Here is a 22,692-nt window from a genome sequence, read left to right as displayed (position 1 = left end):
CGCTGGGCCGGGTGGCAAGGGCAGGTCCCGCACCGGTGGCGTGTGAATTAGCGAGGCTGGTTGGCGGCATCGGCGGCTTTGATCAGGTCGGGACCTATCTCGGCCTCGAACTTCTGCCACACCGGTTTCATGGCGTCGCGCCATTCGGAGCGCTGCTCTGGGGTGAGTTCGATGACCTCGCTCGTCTTGGCCTCGATGATGCGTTGCTTGTCACCCTGGTTGAGCGAATCGGCCTGTTTGTTCACCTCGCGGCTGACTTCCTGGACGATCTTGTCCAGTTCACTGCGCACATCCGGCGGCAGGCCGTCCCAGAACCTGGTGTTGGTGATCAGCATGTAATCCAGGACGCCGTGATTGGACTCGGTGATGTACCGCTGCACCTCGTGCATCTTCTGCGAATAGATGTTCGACCAGGGGTTCTCGGCGCCGTTGACCACGCCGGTCTGCAAGCCCTGGTAAACCTCGGCGAAGGCCATCTTGCGCGGGTTGGCGTGTACGGCCTTGAACTGATCTTCCAACACCGCCGAAGCCTGGACGCGAAACTTCAGGCCCCGTGCATCCCGGGGCGTGCGAAGCGGCTTGTTGGCTGAGAGTTGCTTCATTCCGTTGTGCCAATAACCGAGGCCGGTTATGCCCTTGCTTTCCATTGACTTCAACAACGCCTGGCCCTCGGGGCTGCGCTGGAATCGGTCCACTGCCTGGATGTCGTTGAACAGGAATGGGAGATCGAACAACTGCAACTGCTTGGTGTATTGCTCGAACTTGGCCAGGGATGGCGCGATCAGCTGCACGTCGCCGAGCAGCAGGGCTTCCATTTCCTTGCCGTCGCCGAACAGCGACGAGTTGGGATAGACCTCGACTCTCACCTTGCCGGGCAGGCGTTCTTCCGCGAGCTTCTTGAAGAGCAGTGCACCCTGGCCCTTGGGTGTGTGCTCGGCCACGACGTGGGAGAACTTGATGACGATGGGGTCGGCGGCTTGGAGTGTGCCGGTGACGCTCAGGGCTAGCGCGCAGGCAAGTGCTTTCAGGACTGTGTTGCTCATGGCCACGTCCTCTTGTTGCGATGGGCGGATCAGGAAGCGGAGGGCAATCTGAACGGGGCGATAATTAGAGTCTATGCGCCCAGCGGGATGTTTGACGGCAATTTGCTACTGTCGGGCGTAGTGCGGCATCTCGGTGGCTCGCCTGAGCGCAATCGGCCGGTTCGTCCGACCAAAAAGAAGCCCGGCACAAGGCCGGGCTGAAACGCATCACGGGGAGATGCGCAAGGGAAGTGCGGAAATCGACAACACAAAGCCTGTGCGCCAGCCCAAGGGGCTGCGCTGATGCATGGGGAATGTCGGTTTAGGGGAGAGTCTAGGCGGCATTTGCCATTTCGCCGGCCGACGGTCGGAAATCGTCTCGGTCTGTCGTTGTCGGGTAACGGGGCGGCATTGCGGCGGGAGACGAATCAAGCGTAGGGGTGAGGAGCGGAGGGCGCCGATCAACGTCAGTCCGGATCGGATGCTCTCGAAAGCCTCTCGGTGCAAATGAAAAGGCCCTGGCGCAAAGCGACAGGGCCCGGTGAAGCGCTACCTGCGATTACAGGAAGATGAACTTGGCCACGAAGATGGCGCACAGGGCATACAGGCTTACCGACACATCCTTGTATTTGCCGGTGAAGGCCTTCATGGCGACGTAGGTCACGAAGCCCAGGGCGATACCGTCGGCGACCGAGAAGGTCAGCGGCATCATGATGACGGTGACGATGGCCGGGATGGTTTCGGTGTGTTCCTTCCAGTCGATGTGGGCCATGCCGCCCATCATCAGCATCGCAACGTAGATCAGCGCGCCAGCGGTGGCGTAGGCGGGGATCATGCCGGCCAGCGGGGCGAAGAACATCGCGGCGATGAACAGGATGCCCACGGTTACTGCGGTCAGGCCGGTGCGGCCGCCAGCAGCAACGCCCGCAGCACTTTCCACATAGCTGGTGACCGGCGGTACGCCGAGCACGCCACCGAACACGCTGGAGGCGCTGTCCGCTTTCATGGCGCGGGACAGGTTCTCGATACGACCGTCTTCCTGCACCAGGTTGGCACGCTGGGCCACGCCCATCAGGGTGCCGGCGGTGTCGAACATGTGCACGAAGAGGAACGCAAGGATCACGCTCACCATGGTCACGTTGAATGCGCCGGTGATATCCATGGCCATGAAGGTCGGAGCCAGGCTCGGGGGCATGGAGAACACGCCGCCGAACTTGACGATGCCCAGGCCAACACCGATCAGGGTCACGGTGAGGATGCTGATCAGGATGCCGCCGAAGATGCGGCGGTATTCCAGTACCGCGATCATCAGGAAGCAGATGGCGGCCAGCAGCGGGCCGGGGGAGGTCAGGTCACCGATGTGCACCAGGGTGGCCGGATGGGCAACCACGATGCCAGCGGTCTTCAGGCCGATCAGCCCGAGGAACAGGCCGACACCCGCGCCCATGGCAAAGCGCAGACTGCTCGGGATGCTGTTGAGCAGCCACTCACGGATGCGCGAGAAGGTCAGGATCATGAACAGCACGCCGGAGAGGAACACCGCGCCAAGCGCGATCTGCCAGCTGTAGCCCATGGTGTTGACCACGGTGTAGGTGAAGAAGGCGTTCAGGCCCATGCCCGGAGCGAGGCCGACTGGCCAGTTGGCGTAGAGGCCCATGAGGAGACAGCCGAAGGCTGCGGCAAGGCAGGTGGCAACGAAGGCTGCGCCATGATCGATCCCGGCATCGGCCATGATGTTCGGGTTGACGAAAATGATGTAGGCCATGGTGATGAAGGTGGTCAGGCCTGCAGCCAGTTCAGTCTTCACGGTGGTGCCGTGCAGGCTGAGCTTGAAGAGACGTTCAAGCAGACCCTTGGCGGGCGGTGTAGCGACGTACGTTCCTTGTTCTTGTTGTTTGATGCTTTCCACAGCGTGGTACTCCTCATCTCTTTTGTTTTGTTCACCCAGAGCCGGGAGCTGGCTCCGGACTGACTGAGGCGGATGGCGTGAGTGGTGCACTTCCTCCAATACTTGACCGCAGGGTCAGGAAGTCACGGCGCGATTATGCCTTTGTATACAAAAAAAACAAATAATGTTTTCAATGTTCGAAAAAACGATCCAATCAACAAAAGTTGACCGTACGGTTAGGTTATGTCGCGACAATTTGCAGGCTAACGAATTAATCAAGTCGTTAAAAAACAATGACTTATGGAGTCATGCCAAAAGAGCGCTGGAGTGGAGGGAGGGGCGCGAAAGCACGAAATGGCACTGCGCTAGCCGCGCTTATGACAAAAAAATGTAGGGAAATCCGCAGGTTTGTCGCTTCAACCCTCAATGAAAAAAGAGGTGGCTGGATCCTGCTGGAAAACCTGTGCAACCGGTCAGGAATGGGGTTGGAGCTGCTGCGAAACTGTTCAAGGGGGGATGATTGTGTACAATATCACTCGATTTTTCCCTGATTTCCCCCGCTGACCCACCTGCTCAGCCCGGCGAAAAGGGGCAAAAAGGGCCCTGGAATACCGCCGACCCCCTTTACGCGAGCACCCATGAACGAACAGTTGCAGCCACTCAAGAAGCAGCCGCGCACCGCCAAAAGCACCCGCAGCGGCACTCAGGACGACGTCGTCTACGCGCACATTTTCGATGCGATTCTCGAGCAGCGCCTCGCTCCCGGTACCAAGCTGAGCGAAGAGGCCCTGGGTGAGATTTTCGGCGTCAGCCGCACCATCATCCGTCGTGCCCTGTCGCGCCTTGCCCATGAGGGCGTCGTGCTGTTGCGACCTAATCGTGGCGCCGTAGTGGCCAGCCCCAGCGTCGAGGAAGCCCGGCAGATCTTTTACGCGCGCCGACTGGTGGAGCGCGCCATTACCGAGCTGGCGGTCGAGCACGCCACCGCCGAGCAGCTGCAGGAACTGCGGCAGATGGTCCTTGAAGAGCAGGCCTGCTTCTCCCGTGGCGACCGTGGCGCCGGCATCCGCCTTTCCGGCGAGTTCCACCTGAAGCTGGCTGAAGCGGCGAAGAACGCCCCCCTGGTGAGCTTCCAGCGCAGCCTGGTATCGCAGACCTCCCTCATCATCGCCCAGTACGAGAGCGGCAGCCGCTCCCACTGTTCTTTCGATGAGCACAATCGCCTGATCGACGCCATCGAGTCCCGCGATGCCGAGCGCGCGGTGATGCTGATGATGCACCACATGGATCACATCGACGACAAGCTGAACCTGGACGAAGGCGGTGCCTCGGACGACCTGCACGCGGTGTTCTCGCACCTGCTGCAGACCAAGAAGAAGCCCGGCCGCGCAACGCCGCGTAACGTCTGATTCAGACCCAGGTAAAGAGCCCCGCGAATGCGGGGTTTTTTGTTTGAGCGTGAAGGCACGGCCAGAACGTAGGATGGGTCGGGCGGCGTTCCGCGAGCTTGCGATACCCATCAATTGGAATTTGCATGGGTATCGTTCCGCTCCACCCATCCTACGGGTTGCATTGCCCGTAGGAGCTGGCTTGCCAGCGAATGGCCCCTTTTCGCTAGCAAGCTAGCTCCTACAAGGCTGCTGAACCCACCGGAATTCCAAAAGAAAAGCCCCGCCGAAGCGGGGCATTTCTGTTTGCGCGTTCGATCAGCCGCGCTTGTGCACGCTGCGACCGGCAGCGAAGGTCTCTTTCACGGTGCGGTCGTCGCCGAGGATGGTCAGGGCGAACAGGCGTTCCGGAAGGCTCTTGGCCTGCTGCATGCGGTAGTCCAGCAGCGGGGTGGCCTTGTAGTCCAGGACCACGAAGTCCGCGTCCTTGCCGGCCTGGAAGTTGCCGATCTTGTCGTCCAGGTAGAGCGAGCGGGCGCCGCCCAGGGTGGCCAGGTACAGTGACTTGAAGGGGTCGAGCTTCTTGCCCTGCAGTTGCATCACCTTGTACGCCTCGTTCAGCGATTGCAGTTGGGAGAAGCTGGTGCCAGCGCCCACGTCGGTGCCCAGGCCCACGCGCACGCCGTGCTCTTCCAGCTTCTCCAGGTCGAACAGGCCGCTGCCCAGGAACAGGTTGGAGGTGGGGCAGAAGGCTACGGCCGAGCCGGTTTCCGCCAGGCGCTTGCACTCGTCGTCGCAGAGGTGCACGCCATGGGCGAAGACCGAGCGCTCGCCGATCAGCTTGTAGTGGTCATAGACGTCCAGGTAGCCCTTGCGCTCCGGGAACAGCTCTTTCACCCATTCGATTTCCTTGCGGTTTTCGGACAGGTGGGTGTGCATGTACAGGCCCGGGTACTCGGCATACAGCTTGCCCGCCAGCTCCAGTTGCTCGGGGGTGCTGGTGGGGGCGAAGCGCGGGGTCACCGCATAGTGCAGGCGGCCCTTGCCGTGCCAGCGCTCGATCAGCTCCTTGCTGTCCGCATAGCCGGACTCGGCGGTATCGGTCAGGTAGTCCGGGGCATTGCGGTCCATCAGCACCTTGCCGGCGATCATCCGCAGATCGAGCGACTGGGCGGCTTCGAAGAAGGCTTCCACCGACTCCTTGTGCACGGTGCCGAACACCAGGGCGGTGGTGGTGCCGTTGCGCAGCAGTTCCTTGATGAAGATGCCCGCGACGTCAGCAGCGTGGGCCTTGTCTGCGAACTGCTTCTCGGTGGGGAAGGTGTAGGTGTTCAGCCAGTCCAGCAGCTGCTCGCCGTAGGAGGCGATCATGCCGGTCTGCGGGAAGTGGATATGGGTGTCGATGAAGCCGGGGGTGATCAGGGCATCGCGATACTCATGCACCTCGACGCCGGCATCCAGGCCCGGCAGCAGGGACTTGGCTTCACCCAGGGCCTTGATGCGACCGTCTTCCACCACCAGCAGGCCGTCCTCGAAATACTGATAGGACTGCTCGACGCCCACCAGGGCGGGGTCGGCGATGCTGTGCAGGATGGCGGAGCGGTAGGCGGTTACGTGGCTGGTCATGTCAGTCTCGTTCATTGGCGTTGCGATTCTTGCGTCCCGCGAGGGGAGGGGCCGGAGTGGGGAGCTCCCTGTCACGCGGCTCTCCCCACCCGGCACTTACGCGTCGCCTTCCCCGTGGGGGAAGGAATAATTCAGGCCTGTTCGCGGCGCGAGGAAGGAATCAGCTTGGCGACGGTTTCGCCCTTCTTCACTTCCTGGCCGAAATTGGCGTTGTAGGTGGCGACCACTTCGCCGGCGATGGAAATGGCGATCTCCACCGGCAGCTTGCCCTTGACCTCCTGAATGCCCATCGGGCAGCGCATGCGTTGCACGGTTTCGCTTGCGAAGCCGCGTTCGCGCAGGCGGTGCTCGAACTTGACACGCTTGGTCTTCGAGCCGATCAGGCCGAAGTAGGCGAAGTCGTTGCGCTTGAGGATCTCGGCGGTGAGTTCCAGATCCAGCTGGTGGTTGTGGGTCATGACGATGAAATAGCTGCCCTTGGGCATCGCTGCGATCTCGTCGATCACTTCCTCGTTGACCACCTTGTCCACGCCAGACGGAATCTGCTCGGGGAATTCGTTTTCCCGCGAGTCGATCCAGCGCACCTTGCACGGCAGGCTGGCGAGCAGCGGAATCAATGCACGGCCGACGTGGCCGGCACCGAACACGGCGATATGCGCCTGGGGCTGGCCCATGGGTTCGAACAGCAACACGGTCGCGCCGCCGCAGCACTGGCCGAGGCTGGCGCCCAGGCTGAAGCGCTCCAGACGGGTGTCCTGTGTGCGACTTTCGAGCATCTCGCGAGCGATCTCCATCGCCTTGAACTCGAGATGACCGCCACCGATGGTCTCGAAGATGCGCTCGGCGGTGACGACCATCTTCGAACCGGAATTGCGTGGGGTCGAGCCACGCTCTTCGATGATGGTCACCAGCACGCAGGGTTCACCACGGTGCTGAAGGTCGGCGAGGGCGCTGATCCAGCTCATTTGCTCAATCTCCAGCTACGCAGTGGCCTGGTGGTCCGCGACAGCCGCCAGTCATCCTTGGGACGGACCGGTGCCGGCAGCGTTTCCAGCAGCACGGCGTCATTGTCCGGCTGCATCGTCTTCGTTCTATCGGTGGATGTTGTCATTGTTCTGCACCGTTTTATCTATGTAGGAGCCAGCTTGCTGGCGAATCGCGTGTCGTTGGAGGCAACGCTTTCGCCAGCAAGCTGGCTCCTACCGGGTCATGCCGGCTCGGTCTCCGCCTGGGCGGGGGCCTGGGCCAGCTGTTGCAGTTTGCGCATCTGCTCGACGCCCCAGAGCACGCGCTCAGGGGTGGCCGGCGCGTCGATCTGCGGCTGCGCCTTGTAGTCGCCCAGGCTTGCCACGGCATCCTTGATGGCGCACCAGGCGGCAATGCCGAGCATGAAGGGCGGCTCGCCCACGGCCTTGGAGTGGAACACCGTCTGCTCGGGGTTCTTGCGGTTCTCAACCAGCTTCACCCGCAGGTCGATGGGCATGTCGGCGATGGCCGGGATCTTGTAGCTCGCCGGACCGTTGGTCATCAGCTTGCCCTTGGCGTTCCACACCAGTTCCTCGGTGGTCAGCCAGCCCATGCCCTGGACGAAGGCACCCTCGACCTGGCCGATGTCGATGGCCGGGTTCAGGGAGGCGCCCACGTCATGCAGGATGTCGGTGCGCAGCATCTTGTACTCGCCGGTCAGGGTGTCGACCAGCACTTCGCAGCAGGCGATGCCGTAGGCGAAGTAGTAGAAGGGGCGGCCGGCGGCTTTGTCGCGGTCGTAGAAGATCTTCGGCGTGCGATAGAAGCCGGTGCTGGAGAGCGAAATCTGGTTGAAGTAGGCGAGCTGGATCATTTCCTCGAAGGAGAGGAAGTGGTCGCGCACGCGCACCTGGTCGTTCTTGAACTCCACGTCCTCGGTGGTCGCCTTGAAGTGATTGGCGAGGAACTCCACCAGCCGGCCCTTGATGGTTTCGGCGGCGTTCTGCGCAGCCTTGCCGTTCAGGTCGGTGCCGCTGGAGGCGGCGGTCGGCGAGGTGTTGGGCACCTTGTCGGTATTGGTGGCGGTGATCTGGATACGCGAGATGTCCACCTGGAAGACTTCGGCCACCACCTGGGCGACCTTGGTGTTCAGGCCCTGGCCCATCTCGGTGCCGCCGTGGTTCAAGTGGATGCTGCCGTCGGTGTAGATGTGCACCAGCGCGCCGGCCTGGTTGAGGAAGGTGGCGGTGAAGCTGATGCCGAATTTCACCGGCGTCATCGACAGGCCTTTCTTCAGCACCGGGCTCTTCGCGTTGAATTCGCGGATTTCCTCACGGCGCTTGGCGTACTCGGCGCTTTCTTCCAGTTCCGCAGTCATCTCGGCGAGCATGTTGTGCTCGACGGTCTGGTAGTAGTGGGTGACGTTGCGCTCGTCCTTGCCGTAGTAGTTCAGCTTGCGGACATCCAGCGGGTCCTTGCCCAGGTGGCGCGCGATGGCATCCATGATTTCTTCGATCGCGACCATCCCCTGCGGGCCGCCGAAACCACGGTAAGCGGTGTTCGAGGCGGTGTTGGTCTTGCAACGGTGACCATTGATGGTGGCGTTTTCGAGGAAGTAGGCGTTGTCCGAGTGGAACATCGCGCGGTCGACGATGGAGCCGGACAGGTCGGGCGAGTAGCCGCAGTTGCCCGCCAGTTCCAGTTCGATGCCGGTGAGCAGGCCGTTCTCATCGAAGCCCACGTCGTACTCGACATAGAAGGGGTGACGCTTGCCGGTGACGGTCATGTCTTCCATGCGCGGCAGGCGCATCTTGGTTGGACGACGGGTCAGGTGCGCGATCACCGCGCACAGGCAGGCCGGGCCGGCCGCCTGGGTTTCCTTGCCGCCGAAGCCGCCACCCATGCGACGCATGTCGATGACGATCTTGTTCATCGGCACGCCCAGCACCTCGGCCACCAGCTTCTGCACTTCGGTGGCGTTCTGGGTGGAGGTGTAGACGATCATGCCGCCGTCTTCGGTGGGCATGACGGAGGAGATCTGGGTCTCCAGGTAGAAGTGCTCCTGGCCGCCGATATGCAGGGTGCCCTGGATGCGGTTCTTCGAATTGGCCAGCGCGGTGCTGGAATCACCACGCTTGTGCTGGTGGCTGTCCAGTACGAAGTGCTTCTTGCGCAGCGCTTCCACCACGTCCAGCACGGGCTCCAGGTCTTCGTATTCGACGATGGCGGCCATGGCGGCCTTGCGTGCGGTTTCCAGGCTGTCGGCGCCTACGGCCAGGACCACCTGACCGACGTACTCGACCTTGCCGTCCGCCAGCAGCGGGTCACCGGCAACCACCGGACCGATGTCCAGCTGGCCGGGCACGTCCTTGGCGGTAATGGCGATGGTTACGCCCGGGAACTGGTAGCAGGGCGTGGTATCGATGCGGGTGATGCGCGCATGGGCACGGTCGCTCATGCGGGCATAGACGTGCAGCTGGTTGGGGAACTCCAGGCGGTCGTCGACGTACACGGCCTCGCCGGTCACATGCTTGGGCGCGCTCTCGTGCTTGACGCTCTTGCCGACGCCGGTGGTGATGTCGGCACGGAACAGTTCCGCCAGCTCTTCCTGGGACTTGTGGTGGAAGTGATTAGACATATGCGGTCACCCGGGTTTCGACTTCTGGGGATTGCAGCTCGAGGAAGAACTTGCGCAGCAGGTTCTGGGCGGTCAGCAGGCGATATTCCTTACTGGCGCGGAAGTCCGAGAGCGGAGTGAAGTCCTTGGCCAGTGCTTCGCAGGCGCGCTCGACGGTGCCCGGGTACCAGGCGGCGCCGATCAGGGCCTGTTCGCATGCGCTGGCACGCTTGGGAATGCCGGCCATGCCGCCGAAGGCGACGCGGGCCTTGCGCACCTGGCCGTTCTCGATCACCAGGTTGAACGCGGCGCAGACGGCGGAGATGTCGTCGTCCAGGCGCTTGGAGACTTTGTAGGCGCGGAAAGTCTGGTTATTGCGGGCGCGCGGCACGCGCACCTTCTCGATGAACTCGGACTCCTGGCGGGCAGTGACCTTGTAATCGAGGAAGTATTCGTCCAGCGGCAGGATGCGGGTCTGGTTGCCCTTGCGCAGGACGATCTCGGCGCCGAGGGCAATCAGCAGCGGCGGGGCGTCGCCGATGGGCGAGGCGTTGCCGATGTTACCGCCCAGGGTGCCCTGGTTGCGGATCTGCAGGGAGGCGAAGCGGTGCAGCAGTTCGCCGAAGTCCGGGTACTCCTGGGACAGGGTCTCGTAGCAGTCGGACAGCGGAGTGGCGGCGCCGATTTCGATGTAGTCGCCGTTCTGCTCGATGCGCTTCATGGCGTCGATGTGGCCGACATAGATCATCACCGGCAGTTCACGGTGGAACTGAGTGACTTCCAGGGCCAGGTCGGTGCCGCCAGCCAGCAGGCGGGCCTGCGGGTTGGACACGTAGAAGTCGGCCAGGTCAGCGACGGTCAGCGGAACCAGGCAGCGCTTGTCGCCGCTGTTCAGCTCGGCGGTCTCGCGCGGGGCGATGGCTTTCAGCTGAGCGACGGTCTGGGCTTCGGCAACGTCGAACTGGTCGGGCTGCTTCTGGCAGCAGGCCTGCTCGGCGGCGTCGATGATCGGGCGGTAGCCGGTGCAGCGGCACAGGTTGCCGGCCAGGGCTTCCATGGTCTGGGCCTTGTCGTAGCCGTTGCTGTTCTTCTGCAGGGCGAACAGGGACATGACGAAGCCGGGGGTGCAGAAGCCGCACTGGGAACCGTGGCAGTCGACCATGGCCTGCTGCACGGAATGCAGTTGGCCCTGGTGCTTGAGGTCTTCCACGGTGATCAGTTGCTTGCCGTGCAGCGACGACACGAAGGTCAGGCAGGAGTTGAGGGTGCGGTAGCGGATGCGGTCCCCGTCCAGCTCGCCGACAACCACGGTGCAGGCACCGCAATCGCCCGAGGCACAGCCTTCTTTGGTACCGGGTTTGCCGACATGCTCACGCAGGTAGTTGAGCACCGTGACATTGGGATCGAGGGCTTGCTCGGTGCGCAGCTCCCGATTGAGTAAAAACTGGATCAAGGACGACCTCCAGGCACTTTATTGTTTTTACGAGGGCTCGTATGGCGGCAAATTTAGTGGGGTCTGACCTGTGGGTCAATAAATATTTGACTCAAAAGTCAGGAAATATTCATATCTTTCAGTTATTAGCCACCGCAAGCGCTCTGTCTCAAGGTTCAGGCGTGTTTCGCGCCTCCTGTCCTAATTGTAGAAAAGGCAGGGGAGGGTGCCTGTCCTCGACCGTTTCCATTCGCGGAGCCGCCCGTGGCGCCCATTGCCTTGTGGTAGAATCCGCTCCCTGCCCGCGTCCTGCGGCAGAGTCGGAAATTTCCCCTTTTTGCTCTTGCGCCCACTGCCCGTACCCGTAGTACTGTCAGCGCCGGAGCTTTGGCGTGGGAAAGCTCCGGCGCAGCGCACAATGTTCCCCAGTTCGAAGGAAAACCATGACGTTCAAGGCACCGGACAGCCTCTCCGAGCAGATTGCCCAGCACCTCGCCGAGCGCATCATTCGCGGCGAGTTGAAAGAGCGTGAGCGCATCCAGGAACAGAAAGTCACCCAGGCCATGAATGTCAGCCGGGGCTCGGTGCGCGAAGCGCTGCTGATTCTCGAACGACGCCACCTGATCACCATCCTGCCGCGCCGCGGCGCCCAGGTATCCGAGCTGACGCAGCAGCACGTGCGCAGCCTCTATACCCTGGTGATGGAGCTTTACATCCTGCTCGGCTACGCCGTTGCCGAGCACTGGCGCAGCGAGGACGACCTCCTGCCCTTCCGCGCCATCCAGCAGCGCCTGGCCGAAGCGCGCCAGCGGGAAGACATCCTGGCGTTCGTCGAGGCCAGCTTCGCCATCATGCAGACGGCCTATCCCTTCGCCGACAACCCCTACCTGCAGCAGACCCTGGATAACCTGCAGCCAGCCATCGCTCGCACCTATTACATCGCCCTGGAACGCCGCCGGGGCCAGATGGGCCAGTTCGGCGCAGTGTTCGACGACCTGCTGCACGCGGTGATCGCCCGCGACCAGGCGAGGATTCGCGAAGTGCTGCTGGGTTACGGCAAACAGAACTGCGACCTGGTGCTCGCGGCGCTGGCCGAGCGTTGAACGGAGCACATCGATGCGGCTGAAGTGCATCAAGCTGGCCGGCTTCAAGTCCTTCGTTGACCCGACGACCGTCAGCTTCCCCAGCAACATGGCGGCCGTGGTCGGTCCCAATGGTTGCGGCAAGTCGAACATCATCGACGCCGTTCGCTGGGTAATGGGCGAGAGTTCGGCGAAGAACCTCCGTGGCGAGTCGATGACCGACGTCATCTTCAACGGCTCCAATACCCGCAAACCGGTCGCCCAGGCCAGCATCGAGCTGATCTTCGACAACTCCGATAACACCCTGGTGGGCGAGTACGCCGCGTTCGCCGAGATTTCCATTCGCCGCCGTGTCAGCCGCGACGGCCAGAACACCTATTTCCTCAACGGCACCAAGTGCCGGCGCCGTGATATCACCGATATCTTCCTCGGCACCGGCCTGGGCCCGCGCAGTTACTCGATCATCGAGCAGGGGATGATCTCCAAGCTGATCGAGGCCAAGCCCGAGGATCTGCGCAACTTCATCGAGGAAGCCGCCGGCATCTCCAAGTACAAGGAGCGCCGCCGCGAGACCGAGAGTCGCATCCGCCGCACCCAGGAGAACCTGGCGCGCCTGACCGACCTGCGCGAGGAACTGGAGCGCCAGCTGGAACGCCTGCACCGCCAGGCCCAGTCCGCCGAGAAGTACCAGGAGTACAAAGCCGAGGAGCGTCAGCTCAAGGCCCAGCTCGCCGCCTTGAAGTGGCGCGCGTTGAACGACCAGGTCGGCCAGCGCGAGGCGGTGATCGGCAACCAGGAAGTCAGCTTCGAGGCCCTGGTGGCCGAGCAGCGCAACGCCGACGCCAGCATCGAGCGCCTGCGTGACGGACACCACGAGCTGTCCGAGCGCTTCAATCAGGTGCAGGGCCGCTTCTATTCAGTGGGCGGCGATATCGCCCGGGTGGAGCAGAGCATCCAGCACGGCCAGCAGCGCCTGCGCCAGTTGCAGGACGACCTGCGCGAGGCCGAACGCGCCCGCCAGGAAACCGAATCCCACCTGGGCCATGACCGCACTCTGCTCGCCACGCTGAGCGAGGAGCTGGAGATGCTCGGCCCCGAGCAGGAAATGAGCGCCGCTTCCGCCGAAGAGGCCGCTGCCCAGCTGGAGGAAGCGGAAACCGGCATGCATGCCTGGCAGGAGCAGTGGGACAGCTTCAACCAGCGCAGCGCCGAGCCGCGCCGCCAGGCCGAAGTGCAGCAGGCGCGTATCCAGCAACTGGAGCAGAGCCTGGAGCGCCTGCAGGAGCGCCAGCGTCGCCTCAATGACGAGCGCGCCCAACTGGCCGCAGACCCGGAAGATGCCGCAATCCAGGAAATGCTCGAAGAACTGGCTCTCGGCGACATGCGCCTGGAAGAGCTCCAGGCCGCCGAACAGGGCCTGGCGGAGCGCCTGGACCAACTACGTGAAGAGCTGCAGCAGGCCAACCAGGCCCAGCAGCAGGCTCAGGGCGAACTGCAACGGCTGAACGGCCGCATCGCCTCGCTGGAGGCCTTGCAGCAGGCCGCGCTGAATCCCGGCAAGGGCGCCGCCGAATGGCTGCGGGAGCACAACCTGGCTGATCGCCCCCGCCTGGCTGAGGGCCTGCGCGTGGAGCAGGGCTGGGAGCTGGCGGTGGAAACCGTGCTCGGCGCTGATCTGCAGGCCGTGTTGCTGGACGAATTCAACGGCCTCGACCTGTCCGGTTTCAGCCAGGGCGAACTGCACCTGGCCAGTGCCGGCAAGGGCGGGGCGCGGGTTCCGGGTAGCCTGCTGGACAAGGTCGAGGCGCCAGTGGACCTGGCGCCCTGGCTGGCCAAGGTCCAGCCCGTGGAAAGCCTCGACCATGCCCTGGCCCGCCGTGGCAGCCTGGGTGAGGGCGAAAGCCTTATAAGCCGGGATGGCTACTGGGTAGGGCGCAATTTCCTGCGGGTGCGCCGTGCCAGTGAAGCGGAGAGCGGTCTGCTGGCCCGTGGCCAGGAACTGGAACGCCTGCATGCCGAGCGCGAAGAACGCGAAGCCGCCCTGGAGCAACTGGAAGAAAGCCTGCAGCGGCTGCGTGACGACCAGCGTCAACAGGAAGAATCCCGTGAGCAGCAGCGCCGCCTGTTGCAGGAAGAATCCCGCGCCCTGGGCGAGCTCAAGGCCCGCCTGTCCGCCCAGCAGGCGAAGGTGGAACAGTTAGCCCTGCGCCGCCGTCGCCTGGAAGAAGAACTACGCGAGCTGGATGAGCAGCGCGCCCTGGAGCATGAACAGTTGGGCGAGGCCCGTCTGACCCTGCAGGACGCCCTGGACGCCATGGCCAGCGATACCGAGCAGCGCGAACAGCTCCTCGCCGAGCGCGACAGCCTGCGCGAACGCCTCGACCGGATTCGCCAGGAAGCCCGCCAGCACAAGGACCATGCCCACCAGTTGGCAGTTCGCGTCGGCTCCCTGACGGCGCAGCACGATTCCACCCGCCAGGCCCTGGAGCGCCTGACCCTGCAGTTCGAGCGCCTCAACGAGCGCCGTGAGCAGCTCAGCCTGAACCTGGAGGAGGGCGCAGCGCCGCTGGAAGAGTTGCGCCTGAAGCTGGAAGAACTGCTGGAGAAGCGCCTTGGTGTGGAGGAAGAACTCAAGCAGGCGCGGCTGGCCCTGGAAGACGCCGACCGCGAACTGCGCGACGCCGAAAAACGCCGGACCCAGGCCGAGCAGCAGGCTCAGCTGCTGCGTGGCCAGTTGGAACAGCAACGCCTGGAATGGCAGGCCCTGACGGTCCGCCGCAAGACCCTGCAGGACCAGCTTCACGAGGATGGCTACGACCTGCATGGCGTACTCGCCACCCTTCCCGCCGAGGCCAGCGAAAGCGCCTGGGATGAAGAGCTCGAACGCCTTGCCGCGCGTATCCAGCGCCTCGGACCGATCAACCTTGCGGCCATCGACGAATACCAGCAGCAATCCGAGCGCAAGCGCTACCTGGATGCGCAGAACGACGACCTGGTGGAAGCCCTGGAGACGCTGGAAAACGTCATCCGCAAGATCGACAAGGAAACCCGTAACCGCTTCAAGGAAACCTTCGACCAGATCAACGCCGGTCTCCAGGCGCTGTTCCCGAAGGTATTCGGCGGCGGCCACGCCTATCTGGAACTGACTGGCGAGGACTTGCTGGACACCGGCGTGGCCATCATGGCGCGGCCGCCAGGCAAGAAGAACAGCACCATTCACCTGCTGTCCGGTGGCGAGAAGGCGCTTACCGCGCTGGCCCTGGTATTCGCCATCTTCCAGCTCAATCCGGCGCCGTTCTGCATGCTGGACGAGGTGGACGCGCCGCTGGACGACGCGAACGTCGGTCGTTATGCGCGACTGGTGAAGGAAATGTCCGAGAAAGTGCAGTTCATCTATATCACCCACAACAAGATCGCCATGGAAATGGCCGATCAGCTGATGGGTGTGACCATGCACGAGCCTGGTTGCTCGCGTCTGGTGGCGGTGGATGTGGAGGAGGCGATGTCGATGGTCGAGGCCTAGTGGTCGGCCACTTGTGAACCCTGGAAAGCTCCGGGGATCAAATTCGCGTTGGCTTTGGAGTAAGCCTCTATCAGAGGTTTCTCTGCTGGGCTTGTCGTGCTAGCTTTATGCCCAATTTTGTCGCACGTGGAAAACGCCATTCAGAACATGGAGTTGGGCGCCACGTTTCAGGGGACGGGATGTCCTTTCTTCACCATTGTCAGTTTGCATTTTTCACTAGGGGACACAGGACTACATGGATATCGGTCTGCGCGAGTGGCTGATTGTCATTGGCATCATCGTAATCGCCGGCATTCTGTTCGATGGCTGGCGCCGCATGAGTGGCGGCAAGGGGAAACTCAAGTTCAAGCTGGATCGCAGCTTCTCCAACGTCCCGGATGATGATGAAGATCCAAACCTGCTTGGCCCGTCGCGGGTCAAGGACCGCTCTCACCAGGAGCCGTCACTGGACGAGGAAGACCTGCCATCGCTCAGCGCCCGCGAATCCGGCAAACGCCGTGGCGAGCCGCAGCAGGGCGACCTGAACCTCGACGAGCCGGTGCCGACCCTGCTCAACCCGGTCGATGAAGGCAAGAAGAACGGCAAGGTCCATCCGCAGGTGCAGGCCCCGGAAGTTCCGGTCGAGGAAGTCCTGGTCATCAACGTCGTCGCCCGCGATGAAGACGGCTTCAAAGGCCCGGCCCTGCTGCAGAACATCCTGGAAAGCGGCCTGCGCTTCGGCGCCATGGACATCTTCCACCGCCACGAAAGCATGGCCGGTAACGGTGAAGTGCTGTTCTCCATGGCCAACGGCGTCAAGCCCGGCACCTTCGACCTGGACGATATCGACCACTTCAGCACCCGCGCCGTGAGCTTCTTCCTCGGCCTGCCGGGCCCGCGTCATCCGAAGCAGGCCTTCGATGTGATGGTCGCCGCCGCCCGCAAGCTGTCCCAGGAACTGAACGGCGAGCTGAAGGATGATCAGCGCAGTGTGATGACTGCCCAGACCATCGAGCATTACCGCCAGCGCATCGTCGAATTCGAGCGCAAGCACATGACCCAGAAGCGCTGATCCGGCGCCCAGTCAACTAAAGAGCAGCCCCGGCTGCTCTTTTTGTTTCAAGAGAACGAGCCTGAACCATGACCGATGCCCAAACCGCCGCCGAACGCATTCTCGCGCTGCGCGCCGAGCTGGATGCGCACAACTACCGCTACTACGTGCTGGACGAGCCCAGCGTGCCCGATGCCGAGTACGACCGACTGTTCCGCGAGCTGCAGACCCTGGAGGCCGAACACCCCGAGCTGGTGACCCCGGAATCGCCAACCCAGCGGGTCAGCGGTGCGGCCCTGGCGGCGTTCGGCGAAGTGCGCCACGAAGTACCCATGCTCAGCCTGGGCAACGCCTTCGAAGAGCAGGACCTGCAGGACTTCGATCGCCGTGTGCGCGAGGGCCTGGGCGAGCTGCTGCCCGGCGGCGACCTGTTCGGCAATGGTCCGGAAGTGGAATACACCTGCGAGCCGAAGCTGGACGGCCTGGCGGTGAGCCTGTTGTACGAGAACGGCGTGCTGGTGCGCGGGGCCACCCGTGGCGACGGCACCACAGGCGAGGACATCAGCAGCAACGTGCGCACCATCCGCAACGTGCCGCTGAAGCTGCAGGGCGAAGGCTGGCCGGCCGTGCTGGAAGTGCGTGGCGAGGTGTTCATGTCCAAGGCCGGCTTTGATGCCCTCAACGCCCGCAATCTGGAACTGGGCGCCAAGACCTTCGCCAACCCGCGCAACGCAGCGGCGGGCAGTCTGCGTCAGCTGGATGCGAAGATCACCGCCAGCCGCCCGCTGGAATTCTGCACCTACGGTTTCGGTCGGGTGGAAGGCGAGCTGCCGGACAACCAGTTCGCCATCCTCCAGGCGCTCAAGGGCTGGGGCCTGCCCATCAGCCGCGAGCTGAAGCTGGTCAAGGGAGCCCAGGGCTGCCTGGACTACTACCGCGATATCGGTGAGCGCCGCGACGGCCTCGCCTACGAAATCGACGGTGTGGTCTACAAGCTCAACAACCTGGCCTGGCAACGCGAGCTGGGCTTCCGCGCCCGCGAGCCGCGCTGGGCACTGGCGCACAAGTTCCCGGCGCGGGAAGAGCTCACCGAGCTGCTGGACGTTGAATTCCAGGTGGGTCGGACCGGCGCGGTAACCCCGGTCGCCCGCCTGAAGCCTGTCCAGGTTGCGGGCGTCACCGTGTCCAACGCCACCCTGCACAACATGGATGAGGTGGCGCGCCTTGACCTGAGGGTTGGCGATACGGTGGTCATCCGCCGCGCTGGTGACGTGATCCCGCAAGTGATGCAGGTGGTGCTGGAGCGTCGCCCGGCCGATGCGCGTCCGGTGCACATTCCCGAGCAATGCCCGGTCTGCGGCTCGGCCGTGGAGCGCACCCAGCTGATCAAGCGCGGCAAGGGCAAGGAAACCACAACCGAAGGGGCCATCTATCGCTGTGTCGGGCGACTGGCCTGTGGCGCCCAGCTGAAGCAGGCGATCATCCACTTCGCCTCCCGTCGCGCGCTGGATATCGAAGGCCTGGGCGACAAGATCGTCGAGCAACTGGTGGATACCGGCCTGGTGGCCTCGCCGGCGGATCTCTTCACCCTCAAGTACGAGCAAGTGGTGGAACTGGAAGGCTTCGCCGACCTGTCCACCCGCAATCTGCTGGGCGCCATCGCCGACAGCCGTAAGCCGACGCTGGCGCGTTTCATCTATGCCCTGGGCATTCCCGACGTGGGCGAGGAAACCGCCAAGCTTCTGGCGCGCGCCCTGGGTTCCCTGGAGCGCATCCAGCAGGCCCTGCCGGACGTGCTGACCTACCTGCCGGACGTGGGCCTGGAAGTGGCCCACGAGATCCATGCCTTCTTCGCCGATGGGCACAACCAGAAGGTGATCGGTGACCTCCTGGCACGCGGCGTCGAGCTGCAGGAGGAGAGTGGCCTGAGCCCCGAGTTCGCGGCTTGCGCGACCTTCGCCGGCTTCATCGACAAGCTCAATGTTTCCGGTATTGCCGCCACCGGCGCGAAGAACCTGGCGGAACGGGCCGGTAACCTGGACGGCCTGATTGCCCTCAGTCGCGACTGGCTGGACCTGAGCACCATGAAGGGCTTGAACGAGAAGGCCAAGCAGGCCCTGCGCGAGTTCTTCGTAGTGGAAGAGAACGTCCAGCGCGCCCGGGCCATCGAAACCCAGCTGCGCGCGTTCGGCATGCACTGGGAGAGCGAGAAGCAGGCCGTGGAGGGCCTGCCGCTGGCCGGACAGACCTGGGTACTCACCGGCACCCTGGAAGTCATGAGCCGGGAAGTGGCCAAGGAGAAGCTGGAAGCCCTGGGCGCCAAGGTGGCGGGTTCGGTGTCGGCGCGCACGCACTGCGTGGTGGCTGGCCCGGGTGCGGGTTCCAAGTTGGCCAAGGCCAATGAGCTGGGTGTCCGGGTGCTGGACGAGGAGCAGTTCCTCGCCGAACTGGCTCGACTGGGCTGAGGCCTAGGCGCCGATGCCCAGCGCCGCTTCGTCGGTTTCGACGGCGGATGGCATTGGCGCCGTGTCCGAGCGACAGCCCTGGCGATACTCGCTGGGGCTGCAGCCGACCAGCTGCTTGAAGGCGCGGGCGAAGTAGGACGGGTCCTTGAAACCGGCCTCGTAGCCGATGCTGGTGACCGGCATCTGGCTGTTCTCCAGCAGCTGCTTGGCGAAGTCCATTCGCTTGCCAAGGATGTATTCCATGAAGCCGACGCCGTTCACCTCCTTGAACAGGCGGCTGAAGCGGAAAGGGGTCATGCCGCACTGCTGGGCCAGTTCCTTCTGGTCCACGCTGTCGCGGAAATGCTGCTCGATGTAGGGCATCACCTTGCAAAGCGCCTTGTGCTTCTGGTGGCCGGCGGTCAGGCGGATGCTGTCCGGCATTGGCGGGTTGCGGTCCAGCAGCGGCTTGCGGCCCAGGCTGGTGACGGCGCGGCGCACTTCACTGAGCCGTTGCAGGCTTTCCAGATAGCGACTTTGCTCCTCGGCACCCAGGGGGAGCACCACGAATTCCCAGACCCGTGCGCGCATCGCCCAGATCGCCAGTTCCTCGGAGTGCTGGACCGTGAACATGCTGATGGGAATGGACGGGTAGCTGTGCTTGATATCCAGCAGCAGGCTGAGTCCGCCGACATCGGGGCGGTCGAAATGGATGCAGATCATGTCGATCTGGCGCAGGTTCTCCCTTCCCGGCGCGTCCCGGCCGCTGGCCAGCCGGCATTCACACCGCCCCCGGAATTGCTCCATGAGCTTGACCGTCGACCTGTCACGCGTCAGGTCGAGCCAGAGCAGAACGGGTTCTACGGCGGAGTTCGACTGCATGTTCTAACCCTGCGCCAAATTATTGTGGTTCCCCGAGGTGCAGTATTGTCAGTGTGCCATTACCTCAAAGAACCAATCCCTATAAGCCCGCGCAAACTCCAACAACACCGTTCTACCCAAAAGTGGGTGCCCCATTTTTCGCGGCTTCCAAGCCGTCCCTACCGTTCGTCACCCGACCAGTCACCCCTCTGTAAGCCGCGCCCTTGCTGGGCTTGAGCGATTTGACCGTTGCTTGTCGACGGCGCGCAAGAAAGTCCTAGGGATCCGCAAAAAACTCCTAACCCCCCACTTTTGGGGAAATCTAGGGTGGACTCAGGCGGGGCGAAGAGCGTCGCCGGACTTGTGGAAACAACTGAGTGAGGTGGGCGAAATGACTTTCCAATCGTTCAAGGCTTCGGTGACGAAATTCGCGAAAGACGAAGATGGCCTGACCATCGTCGAGTACGCCGTGGCTGGCGGCCTGATCACCGCTGCGGTGGTGACTGCCTTCACCCTGCTGGGCGGCCAGGTGAACACCAGGATCCGGGACATTTGCGCGGCTATCAAAGGCGCCGCCTGCTAAGCGGTCCCATACGACGGCTGCAGGAAGGTCCTGGCCATCCGCAAGAAATACCTGACTCCCCCCTTCAGGATCGCTGGGGGTGGGTTCAGGCGGGGCGATGAGCATTGCCGGACCCGCGGCCTCAACCTGAGTGAGGTGGGTGAGATGACTTTCCAATCGATCAAGGCTTCGGTGGTGAAGTTCGTGAAGGACGAGGATGGCCTGACCATCGTCGAGTATGCGGTCGCTGGCGGTCTGATCACTGCGCTGGTGGTCGCAGCCTTCACCCTGTTGGGGGGCGAGGTGGATACCAAGATTCGGGCGATCTGCCAGGCCATCAAAGGCGGCGCCTGCTAGTACCTCTTCTTCCTGGGAGCGATGCAGTCATGGCCATAGAGCAGATGCATAACGCTGTCTTACTGCTGGGGCTGCTGGGTATCGCGGTGGTGAGCGACCTGCGAAGCCACCGCATCCCCAATCTGCTGATTCTCATTGGGCTCGGTCTGGGCCTGGCCGGTCAGATGTTTTCGACGGGAATCGCGGGCTTGGGTAATGGACTGTTGGGCATGCTGGTCGGCTTCGCCATTTTCCTGCCCATGTACGCGCTGGGCGGCATGGCGGCGGGTGACGTGAAGTTGATGGCCATGACCGGCGCCTTCCTCACTCCGTATGACGCGACCTGGGCCGCCCTGTACAGCCTGATCGCAGGCGGTTGCTGCGGCATCCTGCTGGTGCTGGTACGAGGCCAACTCCCACTGACCCTGTCGCGTTACCTGATGATGCTCAGGGCGCATGCCTATGTTGCCCCGGTGGCAGGGGAGGTGGCCGGCAAGCCCTTTCCCTTCTCGATCGCGATTCTCCTGGGAACCCTGGCCAGCAGCCTGTGGTTCACCTTGACCGCATAGTTGAGGACGCCTGCCATGTACGCCGTCACCGACAACGGAAGCTACCCCAGTGAACGTGAGGCGGTGCAGCGTCTGGCGCCCTTGCCGCGTAATGTTCGCGAAACCGGCCTGGCGGAGAATTTCCTGGGTGACCTGGTCTGCAAGCACCTGCACGATGCCGGTGTGCTGGACCTGCCGAAGCTGGTGGAACGCCTGGCGCTGACCGGCGCCGTGCTGGAGGAGATCCTCAGCTTCCTGCGCAAGGATGGCCGCATTGAAGTCCTCGGCCAGGCCGGTGGCCAGGCCCTGCGCTATGGCCTCACCGAGCGAGGCCGCAGTGCCGCCCGCGATGCTCTGGCACGTAGCGGCTACATCGGCGCTGCGCCCTTCCCGGTGAGCACCTATCGCTCGCTGCTCAAGCTCCAGACCATCCACCACGGCCGCGTCACCGCGCGCGACATGCGCAGCGCCTTCCAGGGCGTGGTGCTGGCCGACGCCATGCTGGACCAGCTCGGCGTGGCTATGAATTCCGGCCGCGCCATCATGATCTACGGCCCTGCCGGTACCGGAAAGACCTACATCAGCAGCCGCCTGATCCGCCTGTTCGACGAAGCCATCTGGGTGCCCCATGCCATCGCCATCAACGAGGCCGTGGTGGAAATCTACGACCCGCAGGTGCACCACGTCCTGGAGGACAGTGCACAACCCAACAGGCTGCTGCTCGACGAAGGCATCGACCGCCGGTTGGTCTGCTGCAAACGGCCGATCCTGATCACCGGCGGCGAGCTGAGCATGGAGCAGCTGGACATCCGCTACGACGCCTTCAGCCGGTTGTACCAGGCACCGCTGCAACTGAAGGCGAGCAACGGCCTGTTCATCATTGACGACATGGGCCGCCAGCGCATGGCACCCGCCGAGCTGCTGAACCGCTGGATCGTGCCCATGGAAGAGAAGCGCGACTTCCTCAACCTGGGCGGCGGGCGTCACTGCGAGGTGCCGTTCGACCTGATCCTGGTGTTCTCCACCAACCTCAATCCGCTGGAACTGGCCGACGAAGCCTTTCTCCGGCGCATTGGCTACAAGCTGCACTTCAACTACCTGCAACCCCAGGAATACGAGCGCATCTGGCGCCAGGAGACGGAGCGGCTGGGCATTCCTTTCGATCCCATCCTGCTGCGCTACGTGCTCCAGGGGTTCTACGAGCTCCAGGGCATGCCGCTGGTGCCCTGCCACCCGCGGGACCTGCTGGGCATGGCGCTGGACCGCCAGCGTTACCTCGACGGCTCGGGCCCGCTGTCGCCGCAGGACCTGGAATGGGCCTGGCACAACTACTTCGTCCAGCTCGATTTGCTTGGCTGAGGAGAAAC

16 protein-coding genes are annotated in these 22,692 nt (G+C 63.2%); 9 read left to right on the top strand and 7 right to left on the bottom strand.

Features of this window, described 5'->3' with window-relative positions:
• Positions 1-47: 47 nt before the first annotated feature.
• Positions 48-1,043 carry a C4-dicarboxylate TRAP substrate-binding protein DctP gene (gene dctP, locus E8E91_RS23975; RefSeq protein WP_280379384.1) on the bottom strand — a complete coding sequence of 332 codons (996 nt, stop codon included), beginning with the start codon at positions 1,041-1,043 and terminating at the stop codon, positions 48-50.
• Positions 1,044-1,581: 538 nt separating this feature from the next.
• Positions 1,582-2,931 carry an NCS2 family permease gene (locus E8E91_RS23970; RefSeq protein ID WP_151135304.1) on the bottom strand — a complete coding sequence of 450 codons (1,350 nt, stop codon included), beginning with the start codon at positions 2,929-2,931 and terminating at the stop codon, positions 1,582-1,584.
• 617 nt (positions 2,932-3,548) lie between these two features.
• On the opposite strand from E8E91_RS23970, the gene E8E91_RS23965 reads away from it, so the two are divergent.
• Positions 3,549-4,319, top strand: coding sequence for a GntR family transcriptional regulator (locus tag E8E91_RS23965; RefSeq protein ID WP_190828741.1), 771 nt, complete (start codon positions 3,549-3,551; stop codon positions 4,317-4,319).
• 297 nt (positions 4,320-4,616) lie between these two features.
• On the opposite strand, the gene guaD is transcribed toward E8E91_RS23965, so the two are convergent.
• The 4 genes from guaD to xdhA all read right to left on the bottom strand — a co-directional run bounded on the left by guaD (position 4,617) and on the right by xdhA (position 10,960).
• Complete coding sequence (gene guaD / locus E8E91_RS23960; RefSeq protein WP_280379380.1) at positions 4,617-5,924, bottom strand: guanine deaminase; 1,308 nt, start codon at positions 5,922-5,924, stop codon at positions 4,617-4,619.
• A 131-nt stretch (positions 5,925-6,055) separates the two neighbouring features.
• Positions 6,056-6,889 (bottom strand): xanthine dehydrogenase accessory protein XdhC, encoded by an 834-nt coding sequence (gene xdhC, locus E8E91_RS23955; RefSeq protein WP_280379379.1) that lies wholly within the window; start codon positions 6,887-6,889, stop codon positions 6,056-6,058.
• A 242-nt stretch (positions 6,890-7,131) separates the two neighbouring features.
• Positions 7,132-9,528: a xanthine dehydrogenase molybdopterin binding subunit gene (xdhB, locus tag E8E91_RS23950; protein ID WP_280379377.1), complete on the bottom strand. Its 2,397-nt coding sequence runs from the start codon at positions 9,526-9,528 to the stop codon at positions 7,132-7,134.
• Positions 9,521-10,960, bottom strand: coding sequence for a xanthine dehydrogenase small subunit (xdhA, locus tag E8E91_RS23945; protein ID WP_280379374.1), 1,440 nt, complete (start codon positions 10,958-10,960; stop codon positions 9,521-9,523). Before xdhA ends, xdhB begins: the two co-directional genes overlap by 8 nt.
• Before the next feature lie 422 nt (positions 10,961-11,382).
• On the opposite strand from xdhA, the gene E8E91_RS23940 reads away from it, so the two are divergent.
• From E8E91_RS23940 to ligA, 4 genes are all read left to right on the top strand, one after another.
• The gene (locus E8E91_RS23940; protein WP_280379372.1) at positions 11,383-12,042 is read left to right on the top strand and encodes a GntR family transcriptional regulator; all 660 of its coding nucleotides are present in this window, start codon (positions 11,383-11,385) and stop codon (positions 12,040-12,042) included.
• Positions 12,043-12,055: 13 nt separating this feature from the next.
• The gene (gene smc / locus E8E91_RS23935; RefSeq protein ID WP_280379370.1) at positions 12,056-15,544 is read left to right on the top strand and encodes a chromosome segregation protein SMC; all 3,489 of its coding nucleotides are present in this window, start codon (positions 12,056-12,058) and stop codon (positions 15,542-15,544) included.
• A 235-nt stretch (positions 15,545-15,779) separates the two neighbouring features.
• A complete protein-coding gene (gene zipA / locus E8E91_RS23930; RefSeq protein ID WP_280379367.1) occupies positions 15,780-16,595 on the top strand; it encodes a cell division protein ZipA in 816 nt (271 codons plus the stop codon).
• A 68-nt stretch (positions 16,596-16,663) separates the two neighbouring features.
• Complete coding sequence (gene ligA / locus E8E91_RS23925; protein WP_280379365.1) at positions 16,664-19,039, top strand: NAD-dependent DNA ligase LigA; 2,376 nt, start codon at positions 16,664-16,666, stop codon at positions 19,037-19,039.
• A 3-nt stretch (positions 19,040-19,042) separates the two neighbouring features.
• Here the strand turns inward: ligA and E8E91_RS23920 are convergent, their stop codons facing one another.
• Positions 19,043-19,900 (bottom strand): response regulator transcription factor, encoded by an 858-nt coding sequence (locus E8E91_RS23920; RefSeq protein ID WP_280379363.1) that lies wholly within the window; start codon positions 19,898-19,900, stop codon positions 19,043-19,045.
• Positions 19,901-20,270: 370 nt separating this feature from the next.
• On the opposite strand from E8E91_RS23920, the gene E8E91_RS23915 reads away from it, so the two are divergent.
• The 4 genes from E8E91_RS23915 (at position 20,271) to E8E91_RS23900 (ending at position 22,684) form a co-directional block, all read left to right on the top strand.
• On the top strand, positions 20,271-20,462 hold the full coding sequence (locus tag E8E91_RS23915) for a Flp family type IVb pilin (RefSeq protein ID WP_190828721.1): 192 nt from the start codon (positions 20,271-20,273) through the stop codon (positions 20,460-20,462).
• Between the two features lie 144 nt (positions 20,463-20,606).
• Complete coding sequence (locus E8E91_RS23910) at positions 20,607-20,798, top strand: Flp family type IVb pilin (protein WP_280379361.1); 192 nt, start codon at positions 20,607-20,609, stop codon at positions 20,796-20,798.
• A gap of 29 nt (positions 20,799-20,827) precedes the next feature.
• A complete protein-coding gene (locus tag E8E91_RS23905) occupies positions 20,828-21,346 on the top strand; it encodes a prepilin peptidase (protein WP_280379360.1) in 519 nt (172 codons plus the stop codon).
• A gap of 15 nt (positions 21,347-21,361) precedes the next feature.
• Positions 21,362-22,684, top strand: coding sequence for an AAA family ATPase (locus tag E8E91_RS23900; protein ID WP_280379358.1), 1,323 nt, complete (start codon positions 21,362-21,364; stop codon positions 22,682-22,684).
• The last annotated feature ends 8 nt before the right edge of the window (positions 22,685-22,692 follow it).

This window comes from Pseudomonas sp. BN515 (assembly GCF_029873155.1).
Lineage (GTDB): Bacteria > Pseudomonadota > Gammaproteobacteria > Pseudomonadales > Pseudomonadaceae > Metapseudomonas.
Note: the sequence above shows the minus strand (reverse complement) of the source record. Positions and strands in the feature narration are given on the sequence as shown.